Consider the following 15,338-nt stretch of genomic DNA (forward strand, 5'->3'; position numbering starts at 1 on the left):
GGTCGGACTCAGTCGGCGTACGTCTCGCCGCGCTCGGCCTTCTCGACCAGGGAGGCCGGCGGGGTGAAGCGCTCGCCGTACTGGTCGGCCAGCTCGCGGGAGCGGGCGACGAAGCCCGGCAGGCCGCCCTCGTAGCCGTTGATGTACTGGATCACGCCGCCGGTCCAGGCCGGGAAGCCGATCCCCATGATGGAACCGATGTTGGCGTCGGCGATCGAGGTGAGCACGCCCTCGTCGAGGCAGCGGACGGTGTCCAGGGCCTCGGAGAAGAGCATCCGCTCCTTCATGTCCTCGAAGGGGATGTCCGCGTCGGGCTTGGCGAAGTGCTCGCGCAGCCCCGGCCAGATGCCGGCGCGCTTGCCCGCCTCGTCGTACGCGTAGAAGCCGGCCCCGCCACTGCGGCCGGGGCGGCCGAACTCGTCGACCATCCGGTCGATGACCGTGTCCGCGGGGTGCGCGGTCCAGGTGCGGCCCTCGGCCTCGAAGGCCTTGCGGGTCTCGTTGCGGATCTTGCGCGGCAGGGTCAGGGTCAGCTCGTCCATCAGGGAGAGCACCTTGGCCGGGTAGCCGGCCTGGGCCGCGGCCTGCTCGATGGAGGCGGGTTCGACGCCCTCCCCGACCATCGCCACGCCCTCGTTGATGAACTGGCCGATGACGCGCGAGGTGAAGAAGCCGCGCGAGTCGTTGACCACGATCGGGGTCTTGTTGATCTGCCGTACGAGGTCGAACGCGCGGGCGATGGCCTCGTCGCCGGTGCGCTCGCCCTTGATGATCTCCACCAGCGGCATCTTGTCGACGGGCGAGAAGAAGTGCAGTCCGATGAAGTCCTCCGGCCGCGAAACCCCTTCCGCGAGTCCCGTGATGGGCAGCGTGGAGGTGTTGGAGCAGAGCAGCGCGTCGGGCTCGATGACGTCCTGGATCTCCTGGAACACCTTGTGCTTGAGGGAAGTGTCCTCGAAGACGGCCTCGATGACGGCGTCGCAGCCGGCCAGGTCGGCGGCCTCGGCGGTCGGGGTGATCCGGGCGAGCAGTTCGGCGCGCTGGGCCTCGGTCGTACGGCCCCGGGAGAGCGCCTTGTCGAGCAGCTTCTCGGAGTACGCCTTGCCCTTCGCGGCCGCCTCGGGGGTGACGTCCTTCAGCACCACCTCGATGCCCGCGCGGGCACAGGAGTACGCGATGCCCGCGCCCATCATGCCGGCACCGAGGACGGCGACCTTGGTGACCTTGCGGGGCGCGATGCCCTGCGGGCGGCTGCGGCCGGCGTTGACGGCCTGGAGGTCGAAGAAGAACGCCTGGATCATGTTCTTGGCGGTCTGTCCGGTGACCAGCTCGGTGAAGTAGCGGGCCTCGATGGTCAGCGCGGTCTCGAAGTCCACCTGCGCGCCCTCGACGGCGCAGGCCAGGATGTTGCGCGGGGCCGGGTACGGGGCCCCGTTCAGCTGCTTCTTCAGGTTCGCGGGGAACGCCGGGAGGTTGGCGGCGAAGCGCGGGTTGGACGGCGTACCGCCCGGGATCTTGTAGCCGGGCACGTCCCACGGCTGCTTCGACTCGGGGTTGGCGTCGATGAAGGCGCGGGCCTTGGCCAGCATCTCCTCGGGGGTGGCGGCCAGTTCGTGGACGAGACCGTTGTCCAGGGCGCGCTGCGGGTTGTACTGGGTCCCCTGGAGCAGGACCTTGAGCAGCGCGTCGGCGATGCCCATCAGGCGCACGGTGCGGGTGACACCGCCGCCGGCCGGGAGCAGGCCGAGGGTGACCTCGGGCAGGCCGATCTTGGAGCCGGGGGCGTCGAGGGCGACGCGGTGGTGGGAGGCCAGGCAGATCTCGTAACCGCCGCCGAGGGCCGCGCCGTTGATCGCGGCGACGACGGGCTTGCCGAGGGTCTCGATGCGGCGCAGCGAGCTCTTGATCGCGGTGCCGGTGTCGAAGGCGAGCTGCGCGTGCTCGGGGCGCAGCCCGATCATGTCCTTGAGGTCGCCGCCCGCGAAGAAGGTCTTCTTCGCGGAGGTGTAGATGATGCCGCGGATGGAGTCCTTCTCGGCCTCGGCGCGGTCGGCGATCGCCGCGATGGAGTCCTTGAAGGCCTGGTTCATCGTGTTGGCGGACTGGTTCGGGTCGTCGAGGGTCAGGGTGACGACGCCGGTCTCGTCCTGTTCCCAGCGGATCGTGGTGGACTCGCTCATTTTCTCGCTACTTCCGTGTCAGAGAGGAGGTCTGGGGGATACAGGACGCGGTTCAGAGGCGTTCGACGACGGTCGCGACGCCCATGCCGCCGCCGACGCAGAGGGTGACGAGCCCGTAGCGCTTGTCCTGGCGCTCCAGTTCGTCGATGACGGTGCCGAGCAGCATCGCGCCGGTGGCGCCGAGCGGGTGGCCGAGCGCGATGGCGCCGCCGTTGACGTTGACCTTGTCGAGGGAGACGCCCATGTCCTTGACGAAACGGAGCACGACGCCGGCGAAGGCCTCGTTCATCTCGATCAGGTCGATGTCGTCGATGGTCAGGCCGGCCTTGGCGAGGGCCTTGCGGGTGGCCGGGGCGGGGCCGGTGAGCATGATGGTGGGCTCGGAGCCGGAGACGGCGGCCGAGACGATCCGGGCGCGGGGCGCCAGACCGTTGCGCTCACCCGCCTCGCGGGTGCCGATGGCGACGAGCGAGGCGCCGTCGACGATGCCCGAGGAGTTGCCCGCGTGGTGGACGTGGTCGATCTTCTCGACCCAGTGGTACTTCTGCAGGGCCACGGCGTCGAAGCCGCCGAGGTCGCCGATGTCCGCGAAGGACGGCTTGAGCTTGGCCAGGGTGTCGGCCGTGGTGCCCGGGCGGACGAACTCCTCGTGGTCCAGGACGACCAGGCCGTTGCGGTCGGTCACCGGGACGACGGACTTCGCGAAGCGGCCCTCCTTGATGGCGGTGGCCGCGCGCTCCTGGGAGAGGGCGGCGTACTCGTCCACGTCGCGCCGGGAGAATCCCTCGATGGTGGCGATCAGGTCGGCGCCGATGCCCTGGGGGACGAAGCCGGTGTCCCAGTTGGTCATCGGGTCGTTGAACCAGGCACCGCCGTCGGAGGCCATCGGCACGCGGGACATGGACTCCACGCCGCCCGCGAGGACCAGGTCCTCCCAGCCGGAGCGGACCTTGGCGGCGGCCATGTTGACGGCCTCCAGGCCGGAGGCGCAGAAGCGGTTCTCCTGTACGCCGGCCACCGTGTCCGGGAGTCCCGCGGCGATGGCCGCGATCCGGGCGATGTCGGAGCCCTGGTCGCCGACCGGGCCGACGACGCCGAGGACGATGTCGTCGATGGTGGCCGGGTCCAGGCCGGGGTTGCGCTCGCGCAGGGCGTGGATGAGGCCGACGACCAGGTCGATCGGCTTGGTGCCGTGCAGGGCGCCGTTGGCCTTGCCGCGGCCGCGCGGGGTGCGGATCGCGTCGTATACGTAAGCTTCGGTGCTCACTGGTCAAGCCTTTCGGAGGTTTCCAAGGGGGAGGTCATCGATGGGGGAGGTCAGCCGAGCAACGAGCGGCCGATGATCTCTTTCATGATCTCGGTCGTGCCGCCGTAGATGGTCTGGATGCGGCCGTCGGTGAAGGCCCGTGCGACCCGGTATTCGCTCATGTAGCCGTATCCGCCGTGCAGTTGCAGGCAGCGGTCCGCGACCCGCTTCTGGAGCTCGGTCGCCCACCACTTGGCCATCGAGGCGTGGACGTGATCCAGCTCGCCGTTGGAGTGGTCGACGATGCAGCGGTCCAGGAAGGTGCGGGTGACGGCGCACTCGGTGGCCATCTCCGCTATCTCGAAGCGGATGTGCTGGAGCTTGGAGAGCGGCCGCCCGAAGGCCTCGCGCTCCTTCACGTAGGCGGTGGTGATCTCCAGCAGGTGTTCGGCGGCGGCGATGCCGGCCATCGCGATGCCCATCCGCTCCTGCGCGAGGTTGGTCATCAGGTGGACGAACGCGCCGTTCAGCTCGCCGAGCAGGTTCTCCTTGGGGACGCGTACGTCGTGGAAGAAGAGCTCGGCGGTGTCCTGCGCCTTCTGGCCGATCTTGTCGAGGTTGCGGCCGCGCTCGAAGCCCTCCGTGCCGCGCTCGACCACCAGCAGCGACAGGCCGTGGGCCCCGCCCTCCGGGGTGGTCCTGGCGACCACGACCACCAGGTCGGCCAGGATGCCGTTGGAGATGAAGGTCTTGGAGCCGTTGAGCACCCAGTGGTCGCCCCGGTCCTCGGCGCTGGTGCGGATCCCCTGGAGGTCGGAGCCCGCGCCCGGCTCGGTCATCGCGATCGCCGTGATCGTCTCGCCGGAGCAGAAGCCGGGCAGCCAGCGCCGCTTCTGCTCCTCCGTGGCGAGCGAGGTCAGGTACGGGCCGATGATGTCGTTGTGCAGGCCGATCGCGAGCCCCGCCGCCCCGGCCCGGGTGAACTCCTCGGCGATCACGGCCGCGTAGCGGAAGTCGGTGTTCCCGCCGCCCCCGTACTCCTCCGGGACGGCCAGGCCCAGCAGGCCCTGCCGGCCTGCGGCCCGCCAGGCCTCGCGGCTGACGATGCCGTCCTTCTCCCACTGCTCGTAGTGCGGCAGCACCTCCTTGGCGAGGAAGGTGCGGACCGTTTCGCGGAACGCCTCGTGGTCGGCGTCGAAGATGCGGCGTTGCATCGGGGCCTCCTAGAGCCAGCTCTTGACGGTTTCGATCAGCCGGGCCGGCTCGGCACCGACGGGTGTGACGTTGAGCATGGTGACGCCCGCCTCCCGAAAGGCCTCGACCCGCTCGCGCACGTAACCCGGCGGCCCGCACAACGTCATGAGCTCGCAGAACTCGTCCGGTACGGCGGCCGCCGCATCGCGCTTGCGGCCGGAGAGGTAGAGCTCCTGGATCTTGCGGGCCTCCTCCGCGTAGCCGTACGCGACGGCGAGGTCGTTGTAGAAGTTCTTGCCGACCGCCCCCATCCCGCCGACGTACAGCGCGATCTGCGGGCGCGCCAGGTCCCGTACGGCGGCCGCGTCCTCGCCGATCGCGAGCAGCCCGCCCGCCACGGTCTGCAGCGGGCCGAGCTCCGGGGCGCGCAGGGCCGCGCCCTCGGCGAGGGCGCTCCCCCACACCGCATGGGCCTTCTCCGGGATGAAGAGGGTGGGCAGCCAGCCGTCGGCGATCTCGGCGGTCATCCGTACGTTCGCGGGACCGAGCGAGGCGATGTACACCGGGATCGCCTCGCGGACCGGCCGGGTGAGGATCTTCAGCGGCTTGCCGTGCCGGCCGCCCTTCTCGGGGGGCAGCGGCATGTCGGTGATGCCGTGGTGGTCGATCGTCTCGCGGCGCCAGATCCGGCGGCACAGCTCGACGGTCTCGCGGGTCCGGCCGAGCGGCTTGTCGTACGGCTTGCCGTGCCAGCCCTCGACGACCTGCGGTCCGGAGGCGCCGAGGCCCAGCAGCGCCCGGCCGCCCGACATGGCGTCGAGCCCGGCCGCCGTCTGGGCGACGAGGGCGGGGGTGCGGGAGTAGACGTTGAGGATGGCCGAGCCGATCTTCATCCGCTCGGTGCGGGCCGCCAGATACCCCATGATCGTCGGGGAGTCGAAGCCCCAGGCCTCGGCGACCCACACGGCGTCGAGCCCGGCCGCCTCCAGCGCCGCCGCCTCGTCGGCGGCCCGGCGCGGGTCCCCGGAGTAGTCGAGCATCATGGAGAGTTCCATCAGTCCTCTTTCGGGAGCAGGGCCGGTACGTCCCAGTCGGCGGCCACGGACTCGGTGTCCACGCCCGGCTGTGCGGGTTCGGAGGTGACGCGGGTCGGGGTCGCGGAGAAGCGCGGGGCGGGGGCGGGCTGGACGATCCCGGCGTACTCGGTGAAGGTTCCCCGGGCGGCGAGGTGCGGGTGGTGCGGCGCCTCGCGCAGCGACAGCACGGGCGCGACGCAGGCGTCGGAGCCCTCGAAAACGGCCGTCCACTCGTCCCGCGTACGGGACTTGAAGCGGGCGGCGACGGTCTCGCGGAGCTCGCCCCAGCGGGCCGTGTCCTTGCGGGCCGGGGCCCCCTCCTCGATGCCGAGCAGTTGCACGAAGGTGTCGTAGAACTGCTGCTCCAGCGCGCCGACCGCCATGTACCGGCCGTCGGAGGTCTCGTAGGTGCCGTAGAAGGGGCAGCCGCCGTCGAGGAGGTTGGCCCCGCGCCGGTCCTGCCAGCCGCCGGCCGCCATCATCCCGTGGATCATCGCGGTGAGGTGGGCGGTGCCGTCGACGATGGCCGCGTCCACGACCTGGCCGGTGCCGCCCGGGGTGCGGGCGTACCGGAGCGCGGCGAGGATCCCGATGACCAGGTAGAGCGAGCCGCCCGCGTAGTCCCCGACGAGGTTGGCGGGGACGGCCGGCGGCTCACCCGGATTCCCGATCATGCCGAGGGCGCCGGTGACGGCGATGTACGCGATGTCGTGCCCGGCGGTGTGCGCGAGCGGGCCACCCTGGCCCCAGCCGGTCATCCGGCCGTAGACGAGACCCGGATTGCGGGCGTGGCAGTCGGCCGGGCCGACGCCGAGCCGCTCGGCGACCCCGGGGCGGAAGCCCTCGATGAGCACGTCGGCCCGCTCGACCAGGTCCAGCACGCGGGCGGGGCCCCCGGCGGACTTCAGGTCGACCAGGACGGACCGCTTGCCGCGGTTGGTGATGTCGTACGCGGGATCGACCGCGAGCCCGCCACCACCGGGACGGTCCACCCGTACGACGTCCGCACCGAGATCGGCGAGGAGCATGGCGGCGAACGGGCCCGGGCCGATGCCCGCCAGTTCGACGACGCGCACGCCCGCGAGCGGGCCGTTGCCGGGCACGTTCCCTGTCACTGCCATCGAGCCCCCAGCATCCCTGGCACCACTGCCGCCACGTGTGACACAACTGATGTAACACCAGCGATGCTAGGAACGCGTTCCACTCAGCACAAGAGCAAGCGCTTAGCCGGTTGACTCGTTTCGCGCGTCGAGCCGCCCTTCGAGCCGCGCGTCGAGCTCCTTCAGGTGCCGCTTGAGGGCGACCGTCCGGTAGCTCTCCTCCACCCATTCGCACAGCACCTCGAGGGACGGCGCCCCCTTCTCCCCCAGCGGCAGGGAGACCCAGCCGGCCTTCCCCAGCCCGTACCCGGTCGGCTCCGCCCCGGGCGCGGTCATGGCGTGGCCGTGCAGCGCCTCGTCCTTGAGCTTCACGGAGAGCCCGGGCGGCTGCGGGCCGTCGGCGTTGCCCAGGAAGACGAAGATCTTCTTGTTGACCTTCACGACGCAGTCCTCCGGACCCCACGGAAACTCCTCCACGGCTTCCGGCAGCCCGCGCGCAAACTCCCGCACCGCCTCCCACTTGCGCACCGCAGCCTTCATGGACGCCTCCACCCAGCACAGGTCACACCTGCTCGCACGGACAGTCGCCCCTCACGCTAGCGCCGCCCCCCGGCACTGTCCGGGCAATCGGGCCGCCACGGCCTTTCACCCCGGCGCCATCGACTACCGGAATCAGATCGATGGCGACATCGACCTCGCCTTCGAGCTTTTCGGGGCCAACCCGGATAACTGATACGAGAAGGCGAAACCGCTGATCACAGCAGACTGAAGGTGGTTTCCAGGCCGCTTTCGGGGCGCTCCCGGCACGCGGGCGAAGTCAGGGAGGGGGACCTTAACCGGAAGCTCAGGAGCTATGTAATCTGAGCGAGCTTTCAGCCCTGGCCAAGGGCTCACGGAAACATAGGGGGCTCGGTGTCCTACCGCCGACTCGCAGCATCCGCCGCCGTCTTCGCGGCCGGCATTTCTCTCATACCGGGCATGGCCCACGCGGCCGACCCGGCCACCAGCGGTGCTCGTGGCGTCACCACGCCCGACCTGACCCAGGCCGGCGTGAAGGACGGCCCCAAGTTCCACAGCCCGGCCGACCACTCGACCCGGCAGACCGCGGCGACCGCACCGGCCGCCAAGAACCAGCTCGCGGCCGCTCCCATGGCGGAAGCCGCAGGCGCCGCCAACCCCACCCTCGCGGTCGGCCTGGACGCGTTCGCCATCAGCGCACACACGATCGCGCTGGACAGCTCCGTCACCAGCTCGGCCACCCCGCTCGACATCAGCATCGCCTGGGGCGACGGGGCCACGACCGCCGCCTCGGCATCCGGCACCCAGATGGTGTCCTCCGAGCACACCTACGCGGAGCTCGGCACCTACACCGTCAAGGTCACCGTGACCGACAAGGCGGCCAACACCACGGTCACCAACGAGGTGGCGTTCACGACCGCGGGCTCGGACTACACCCCGTACGGCCCGACCCGTCTGCTGGACACCCGCAACGGCACCGGCGCCCCGAAGAGCAAGGTCGCCGCGTACACCTCGGCGCACCTGAAGATCGGCGGGAACGGCGGCATCCCCGCCGGCGTGACCGCGGTGGTCCTCAACGTCACCGTCACCGGCACCACCAGCGGCGGCCACGTCACCGCCTTCGCCGACGGCGACGACAAGCCGACCACGTCCAACGTCAACTTCGTCCCCGGCCAGACGGTCCCGAACCTGGTCATCGTGCCGGTCGGCCCGAACGGCTACGTCAACCTGTACAACGGCGGCTGGGAGTCGGTCGACCTCATCGCCGACGTCACCGGCTACTTCACGCAGACGGCCTCCAGCGGCTACACCCCGCTGGCGCCCCAGCGGTTCGTCGACACCCGCAGCGGCACGGGCACCGCCAAGGGCCAGCTCGCCGGGTACGGGTCCTTCAGCACCCAGATCAGCGGCCTGGGCAAGGTGCCGGCCTCCGGCGTCACCGCCGTGGCGCTCAACGTGACCGTCACCAATCCGCGCAGCGACGGCCACCTGACCGTCTACCCGAGCGGCCAGCAGGCCCCGACCGCGTCCAACGTGAACTTCACGACCGGTCAGACCATCGCCAACTCGGTGATCGTCCCCGTCGGCCCCGACGGCAAGATCAGCATCCGCAACGGCGGCTGGAACCCGGCCGACGTCATCGTCGACGTCGTCGGCTACTACAGCCCGCAGAGCAAGAGCTCCTACCTGCCCTTCACCCCGGAGCGGATGCTCGACACCCGCGACCCCCAGAGCCCGGTCTACGGGCCGCTCGGCGGCCGCGACTACGTCTACGCACCGATGGGCGGGCCCGGCTCCGGCATCACGGGCTTCGTGCTGAACGCCACGGTGACCAACACCAAGGACAGCGGCTTCCTCGCGGTGGCCCCGGACCCGAACACGCTGGACGAGTACGACAACGACACGGCGAGCCAGCCGACGCCGCCCACCTCCTCCACCCTGAACTGGACGACCGGCAAGACCGTCCCGAACCTGGTCCAGGCGAGCACCGGCGGCACCGGCATCATCGACTTCTGGAACCAGAGCGACGGCGACGCTGACCTCATCGTCGACGTCTTCGGCATGTACCAGGACAACTGACCCACCGGTCGTGCGCAGGACGCAGCGCCCCGGGAACGGCCGTCCAGGCCGCCCCCGGGGCGCTGTTCTCCGTACCGTGACCGCGCGCTAGCCTCAGCCACCGACAGGAACGGGGAGCGGGGAGGAACCGTGATGAACGAAGAGGTTCGCCAGACCGACGAGGCTGCGGGGCGTGGACGGGACCGGGACCGCGCCTATGACGTGGTGCTGTTCGGGGCGACCGGGTTCGTCGGGGCCCTGACCGCCGAGTACCTCGCCGCGCACGCCCCCGCCGGCTGCCGGTGGGCCCTCGCCGGCCGCGACCTCGGCAAACTGGAGCGGCTGCGCGAGCGGCTGGCCGAGCTCGACCCCGGCTGCGCGTCGCTGCCGCTGCTCCGTGCGGACGCCGGGGACGCACGGGCCGTACGGGAACTGGCCGCCTCCACGCGGGTCCTGGCCACGACCGTCGGACCGTACATCCTGTACGGGGCGGAGCTGGTCGCCGCCTGCGCCGCGGCGGGCACGGACTACGTGGACCTCACCGGCGAGCCGGAGTTCGTGGACCGGACGTACGTCGAGCACGACGCCCGGGCCCGGGAGACGGGCGCACGGCTGGTGCACGCCTGCGGCTTCGACTCGATCCCGGCCGACCTCGGCGCGTACTTCACGGTGGGACAGCTGCCGGAGGGCGTGCCGCTGCGGGTGGACGGGTTCATGCGGTCCAACGCGGTCTTCTCCGGCGGGACCCTGGCCTCCGTCCTCACCATCATGGGCCGCGGGCCGCAGGCCCTGGCCGCGGCGCACGAGCGCCGGCTGCACGAGCCCCGGCTGCTGGAACGGCGGGTACGGGGGCCCCTGGGCGCGCCGCGGTTCAGCCGGGAGACCGGGGCGTGGGCGCTGCCGCTGCCGACCCTGGACCCCCGGATCGTGACCCGCTCGGCGGCCGCGCTGGAGCGGTACGGGCCGGACTTCCGCTACCGGCAGTACGCCTCGGTGAAGCACCTCCCGGTCGCCGTGGGTGGTACGGCGGCGATCGGCGCGACGGCGGCCCTGGCGCAGCTCCCGGCGGCGCGGCGGTGGCTGATGGGCCGCTGGGAGCCGGGCCGCGGCCCGGACGCGGAGCGCCGGGCGCGCAGCTGGTTCACGGTCCGCTTCGTGGGCGAGGGCGGCGGCCGCCGCGTGTTCACCGAGGTCTCGGGCGGCGACCCGGGCTACGGCGAGACCGCCAAGATGCTGGCCGAGTCGGCGCTGTGCCTCGCGCACGACGCCCTGCCGGAGCGGGCCGGCCAGCTCACCACGGCGGTGGCGATGGGCGACGCCCTGCTGGACCGGCTCCAGAAGGCCGGCATCCGCTTCCGGGTGGCCGCGGTCCGCTGAACCGGCCGGGGGGCGGTGGTCAGCCGGGGGGCGGTGGTCAGGAGGCTTCGCGCAGGGCCCGTCGGCAGAGGGAGTCGGCGTGCCGGGTGGTCTCCGGGATCCGGAAGCGGGGACTCAGCGCGAGGGCGTGGGCGCAGGCGTTGTCGAGCGAGACCCGGTGGCCGACGGAGACGTACACCGGCTTGATCCGGTCCTGCGTACGCAGCGCCCGCCCGACGACGGCGCCGTCGGCCGCGAGCAGCGGGGCGGCGTCGCCGCGCTGGGCGAGGGGCTCCTCGTAGGTGAACGTGAACGGGTTCTTCGCGACGCCCATGCTCGGCAGTCCCGTGACCACCCCGAGGTGGCAGGCGAGGCCGAAGCCGCGGGGGTGGGCGAGCCCGTAGCCGTCGCAGACGACGAGGTCGGGGGCGGCGGTGAGCGAGTCGAGCGCGGCCAGCACGGTGGGCAGCTCCCGGAAGGCGAGGAGCCCGGGCACGTACGGGAAGCTGACGTGCCCGACGGCGGTCGCCTCCTCGACGACCTCGAGGGTGGCGGCGTCGAGGACGACGGCCGCGGCGGCGACCAGGTCGCGCTCGTCGTCGTAGGCGACGTCCACGCCTGCGACGAGCCCTCGTCCGGGCGGCGGGCCGGTCTCGTCGAGCACGACGTGATGGCGGAGTTCGTCTTGTATCGCCCGGGCCTCGGCCTCGTCGGCGGGGGTCTTTACGCTCGTCATGATGGTGCGAGAGTAGCCTGGCGATCATGTTCGTCATGGAGCTCGCCTACACCGCACCCGTCGAAGCCGTCGAAGAGGAGATGGACGCGCACATCGCCTGGCTGGACGGCTACTACGCATCGGGCGTCTTCCTCGCCTCGGGCCGCAAGGTCCCGCGCGACGGCGGCATCATCCTGGCGGCCGGGGTCTCCCGCGCGGAGATCGAAAAGATCGCGGCGGAGGACCCCTTCACGGTGGCCGGCGTCTGCACGTACCGCATCACGGAGTTCATCGCGACGAAGACGTCGGGGGACTTGGCGGCGGTGCGGGAGAACCCGGTGGTTTAGGGGGGACGGCTGGTCGGGGGGCATGGGGCGGGGGCTGTCGGCTCGGCGTCGGGAGGGGCAGCCGGGACGCCCTGGTCGGGGTCCGCGTACTCGGGGTCGGGTGTGTGTCCGGGGGCGTCCCGTCAGTCCACTGTCCTTCCGTGTCGTGCCGGTCCCTCAAGGGCGCTCCCTGCGGTCGCGTCGCTACGCGATGGCCTCCGGCCACCCTTGACCGACCGACCCGCCCCGGAAAGACAACAGACTGCCGGGAAGCCCCCGAAGGATGGCCAGGGGGTTCATGTTCCGATGAGGGCCCATCAGAGATCCTGACCGGCAGGCCCTGTCCATCCGCACCCAGCCCAGCAGGAGCGCCGAGCCGGGCCGGTGATGGGCGCGCGGGGAGGGGACGACTCCCTGAAGGGCCCAGATGAAACCCCTTTCCGGGTCAGGGCGGGGTCAACCTGCACCAGACAGCGATGAGATGACGCTGCGGTGAGTGGTAGGCCCGCAGGCGCACCAGATCGCTACGCGCTCTTCATACCTCGGCGTCCGAGGGCCGTCTGGGGCCGTTCATAAGCCGCCTGCGGTGGCCGCCCGTTCCCTGGTGAGGCGACTGCGGGATGGGTAGGCCGCCGTAGGCGCCGGGGTGTACGGGCACCGCCGACGACTACGGCACGCTCGTGGCCTTCCTGGCGTCCGATGACGCGCGCTGGATCACCGGCGGCCTTCGCCGCTGCCCCGGAACCGGCCGGAGCCGATGCTCAAGGTCAGCGAGGACTCAGGAGGCAGAACTCGTTGCCTTCCGGGTCGGCCAGAACCGTCCAGGAGATTGCGGACTGGTCGAAATCAGGGTCGGTGGCGCCCAGGGCGCGCAGTCGGGCTGCCTCCGCGGCCAGGTCGTCACCGGGGTAGGGGCAGACGTCGAGGTGGACGCGGTTCCACACGCTCTTGATGTCGGGGGTGCGGAGGAACTCAAGGTAGGGGCCGACGCCTTTGGCGGAGCGCATGGTCGCGTGGTCGTCGGTGACCTCGTGCAGTGTCCAGTCTGTCGCCTCGCCCCAGAACCGGGCCATCCCTCGTGGGTCGGTGCAGTCGACCACCACCGCGGCGATCGGCCCGGTGTTCTGGTAGATCGGACGGGGCTCCAGGACGCAGAACTCGTTGCCTTCCGGGTCGGCCATGACCGTCCAGGGGACGTCACCCTGCCCCACGTCGGCGAGCGTCGCGCCGAGATCCTTCAAGCGCGCGACCAACTCCGCCTGATGGGCGGTCGAGGTGGTGGCCAGATCAAGGTGCACCCGGTTCTTCACCGTTTTGGGTTCCGGGCGGGCGATGATGTCGATGCAGACGGCCACGGGGTCGGGGTAGGCGAAACCCACGGGTTCGAGGTTGGTCACACCGGGTCCCTCGCTGTCGACACCCCAACCGAGTGCCTCCGCCCAGAACCGGCCGAGCACGGAGTCGTCTTGGGCCTTCATATTGATCTGTACAAGTCTTGTTGCCATGCGCAGATCCTAGAAACTGCCACGATCAGACATGTGCTCGCCCCGGTACTGACCATGGTTGCCCTCAATCGGATGCTGCTCAAGCCCCGCGCCCCTGACCGGCGGACTCGGGCCGCACAGGCCATGGGCGGGCGGAGATGAGTATCGGTCCCGGCCGCGCTTGCCCCTCACGGGCGGCACGGCCTGAAGCAGCGCCGCCAGACGCCCCGGAACACCAGCCGGTGCGGATGCCGCTTCCGCCCTGGATACCGGAGCCGACGCTCAACCGGAGTGATCCAACCACGTGGAAGGTTCCAAGGGGGTCAGTCGCGGATGAGGAGGACGACGAATCCCACCACGGCTCCCAGGAGCAGCCCGAGGACGGAGTACCGGGGCCGCGACTCACGTAGGACGGGGAGGAAGTGGTCGACGGAGAAGCGGCCCGGCCCGGTGAGGGTGAGGGCGACGACCGCGGCGAAGAGCACCGACTCGAGTTCCACACCCTTGGGGGCGAAGAAGGTGCTCAAGCCGCGAATGGCGAGGATGTTGATGAGGGTACCCGTCAGGGCCGCACCGGCGAGGGGAGTGAGCAGGCCGAGCGCGAGACCGAGGCCACCCAGGGTCTCGGAGAGTCCGGCGATCACGGCCATGGCATCCCCCGCGGGGTAGCCACTCATCGAGAAGCCCTTGCCGGTCGCGGTGAGGCCCGGGCCATTGAACCAGCCGAAGAGCTTCTGTGTGCCGTGGCCGGCCATGGTGAGGCCGACGACGAGCCGAAGCACAAGCAAGCCGGTGTCGTGGGTGGCGGTCGTGTCAGGAGTCGAGGTGGCACGAAAGATCGCGCGGTCCCGTAGTTCGTACGCCATGAACGTCCGTTCTTCCGTCCCCCTGAACGACGGCCACCATATGACGGACGTCCGAAATGCCCAGGCCGCAACGTCGTCCAACCACATCGTCGACCCGTTCGGCGCAGACCAAACCGCGCCAGTGATGTGTGCCCGGCCCCGGACGGTCGTCGGACGCTGTGCCAGGCGAAGCGCGTAGCGATCTGACGCGTCCACGGGCCCGCTCCTGTCAACATGGGCCTGGCCGCTGTCTGGTGCAGGTTGACCCCGCCCCGAACCGGAAAGGGTTTCATCTGGGCCCTTGAGGGGGCCGTCCCCTCCCCGCGGCCCCGTCGCCAGCCTGGCTCCGTGGTCCTGGTGGGCTGGGTGCGGATGGCCAGGGGGCCAAGGTCGGGCATCTCTGATCGGGGCTGACCGGAACCCTGAACCCCCTGGCCATCCTTCGGGGGCTTCCCGGCAGTCTGTTGTCTTTCCGGGGTGGGCCGGGCAGTCAAGGGTGGCCGAAGGCCATCGCGAAGCGACGCGACGACGAAGGAGGAGCGCCCTTGACGGCCCGGACCGCACCGGAAGGACAGTGGACTGCCGGGAAGCCCCCGGACACTCCTCCGACGCCGAGTTGACAGACCCCGCCCCCCAGCCTCCGATCCACTCTCCCGACCCCGAGTCGACAGACCCCCCTGGAGCCACCCGTGCACCACTCTCCCCGGCCCGCCGCCCCTGCCGACATACCCGAGCTGGTCCGGCTTCGGGCCGTGGCTCTTGCCGCCCTCGGGGTTGACCCCGGACCCCTCGATGCCGCCTGGCGGGACGTCGCCCGTGGGTGGTTCCTCGAGCGGATCAGCGAACGCCCCGATGTGCACTGCCTGGTCGTCGGCGGAGCACCCGGCGAGCCCCTGCTGGCCACCGGCATGGCCTGGATCACGTACCACCTGCCCAGTCCCCGGTGGACCGACGGGCGGCGCGGCTACCTCGACGGGATCGTCACCGACGAAGGCGCCCGCGGACAGGGCCACGGCCGGCGGATCGTCGACGGGCTCACCGCCTGGCTGAACGGCAACGGGATCCACTACATCCAGCTGCACGCCAGCTCCGACGGCGAGCCCGTGTACAAGGCGGCCGGCTTCGTCACCGGCCGCTACCCGGGAATGGACCTGTTCACCACTCCACGGGACCCACGGGACACCCCACACAACACTCCAGGGGACACCCCGCAAGCCGCCCCCCGCCCCTGATCAAGCG

The 15,338-nt window shown here is 70.9% G+C and carries 13 protein-coding genes; 4 read left to right on the top strand and 9 right to left on the bottom strand.

Annotated elements, in window-relative coordinates; all coding sequences use genetic code 11:
- Positions 1-8: 8 nt before the first annotated feature.
- The 6 genes from ACZ5WG_RS20390 to ACZ5WG_RS20415 form a co-directional block, all read right to left on the bottom strand.
- Positions 9-2,180: a 3-hydroxyacyl-CoA dehydrogenase NAD-binding domain-containing protein gene (locus ACZ5WG_RS20390; RefSeq protein WP_468724853.1), complete on the bottom strand. Its 2,172-nt coding sequence runs from the start codon at positions 2,178-2,180 to the stop codon at positions 9-11.
- A 52-nt stretch (positions 2,181-2,232) separates the two neighbouring features.
- Positions 2,233-3,447, bottom strand: a complete 1,215-nt coding sequence (locus ACZ5WG_RS20395; RefSeq protein ID WP_468724854.1) for an acetyl-CoA C-acetyltransferase — start codon at positions 3,445-3,447, stop codon at positions 2,233-2,235.
- A 50-nt stretch (positions 3,448-3,497) separates the two neighbouring features.
- Positions 3,498-4,640, bottom strand: coding sequence for an acyl-CoA dehydrogenase family protein (locus tag ACZ5WG_RS20400; RefSeq protein ID WP_468724855.1), 1,143 nt, complete (start codon positions 4,638-4,640; stop codon positions 3,498-3,500).
- 9 nt (positions 4,641-4,649) lie between these two features.
- Positions 4,650-5,675, bottom strand: coding sequence for an LLM class F420-dependent oxidoreductase (locus ACZ5WG_RS20405; RefSeq protein ID WP_468724856.1), 1,026 nt, complete (start codon positions 5,673-5,675; stop codon positions 4,650-4,652).
- Positions 5,675-6,817 (bottom strand): CaiB/BaiF CoA transferase family protein, encoded by a 1,143-nt coding sequence (locus ACZ5WG_RS20410; protein ID WP_468724858.1) that lies wholly within the window; start codon positions 6,815-6,817, stop codon positions 5,675-5,677. Before ACZ5WG_RS20410 ends, ACZ5WG_RS20405 begins: the two co-directional genes overlap by 1 nt.
- A 102-nt stretch (positions 6,818-6,919) precedes the next feature.
- On the bottom strand, positions 6,920-7,336 hold the full coding sequence (locus ACZ5WG_RS20415) for an MmcQ/YjbR family DNA-binding protein (protein ID WP_468724859.1): 417 nt from the start codon (positions 7,334-7,336) through the stop codon (positions 6,920-6,922).
- 372 nt (positions 7,337-7,708) lie between these two features.
- Here ACZ5WG_RS20415 and ACZ5WG_RS20420 point away from each other — a divergent pair, with 372 nt between their 5' ends.
- Together ACZ5WG_RS20420 and ACZ5WG_RS20425 are read left to right on the top strand one after the other, a co-directional pair.
- On the top strand, positions 7,709-9,394 hold the full coding sequence (locus tag ACZ5WG_RS20420) for a PKD domain-containing protein (protein WP_468724860.1): 1,686 nt from the start codon (positions 7,709-7,711) through the stop codon (positions 9,392-9,394).
- Between the two features lie 132 nt (positions 9,395-9,526).
- Positions 9,527-10,750 (top strand): saccharopine dehydrogenase family protein, encoded by a 1,224-nt coding sequence (locus ACZ5WG_RS20425; RefSeq protein WP_468724862.1) that lies wholly within the window; start codon positions 9,527-9,529, stop codon positions 10,748-10,750.
- 37 nt (positions 10,751-10,787) lie between these two features.
- On the opposite strand, the gene ACZ5WG_RS20430 is transcribed toward ACZ5WG_RS20425, so the two are convergent.
- Positions 10,788-11,465 carry an endonuclease V gene (locus ACZ5WG_RS20430; RefSeq protein WP_468724864.1) on the bottom strand — a complete coding sequence of 226 codons (678 nt, stop codon included), beginning with the start codon at positions 11,463-11,465 and terminating at the stop codon, positions 10,788-10,790.
- A gap of 26 nt (positions 11,466-11,491) precedes the next feature.
- Between ACZ5WG_RS20430 and ACZ5WG_RS20435 the strand changes: the two genes are divergently transcribed.
- Positions 11,492-11,791 (top strand): YciI family protein, encoded by a 300-nt coding sequence (locus tag ACZ5WG_RS20435; RefSeq protein WP_468724865.1) that lies wholly within the window; start codon positions 11,492-11,494, stop codon positions 11,789-11,791.
- Positions 11,792-12,537: 746 nt separating this feature from the next.
- On the opposite strand, the gene ACZ5WG_RS20440 is transcribed toward ACZ5WG_RS20435, so the two are convergent.
- The gene (locus tag ACZ5WG_RS20440; RefSeq protein WP_468724866.1) at positions 12,538-13,275 is read right to left on the bottom strand and encodes a VOC family protein; all 738 of its coding nucleotides are present in this window, start codon (positions 13,273-13,275) and stop codon (positions 12,538-12,540) included.
- Between the two features lie 302 nt (positions 13,276-13,577).
- The gene (locus tag ACZ5WG_RS20445; RefSeq protein ID WP_468724867.1) at positions 13,578-14,120 is read right to left on the bottom strand and encodes a DoxX family protein; all 543 of its coding nucleotides are present in this window, start codon (positions 14,118-14,120) and stop codon (positions 13,578-13,580) included.
- 668 nt (positions 14,121-14,788) lie between these two features.
- On the opposite strand from ACZ5WG_RS20445, the gene ACZ5WG_RS20450 reads away from it, so the two are divergent.
- A complete protein-coding gene (locus ACZ5WG_RS20450) occupies positions 14,789-15,331 on the top strand; it encodes a GNAT family N-acetyltransferase (protein ID WP_468724868.1) in 543 nt (180 codons plus the stop codon).
- The last annotated feature ends 7 nt before the right edge of the window (positions 15,332-15,338 follow it).

Source organism: Streptomyces sp. NPDC032745 (assembly GCF_055579465.1).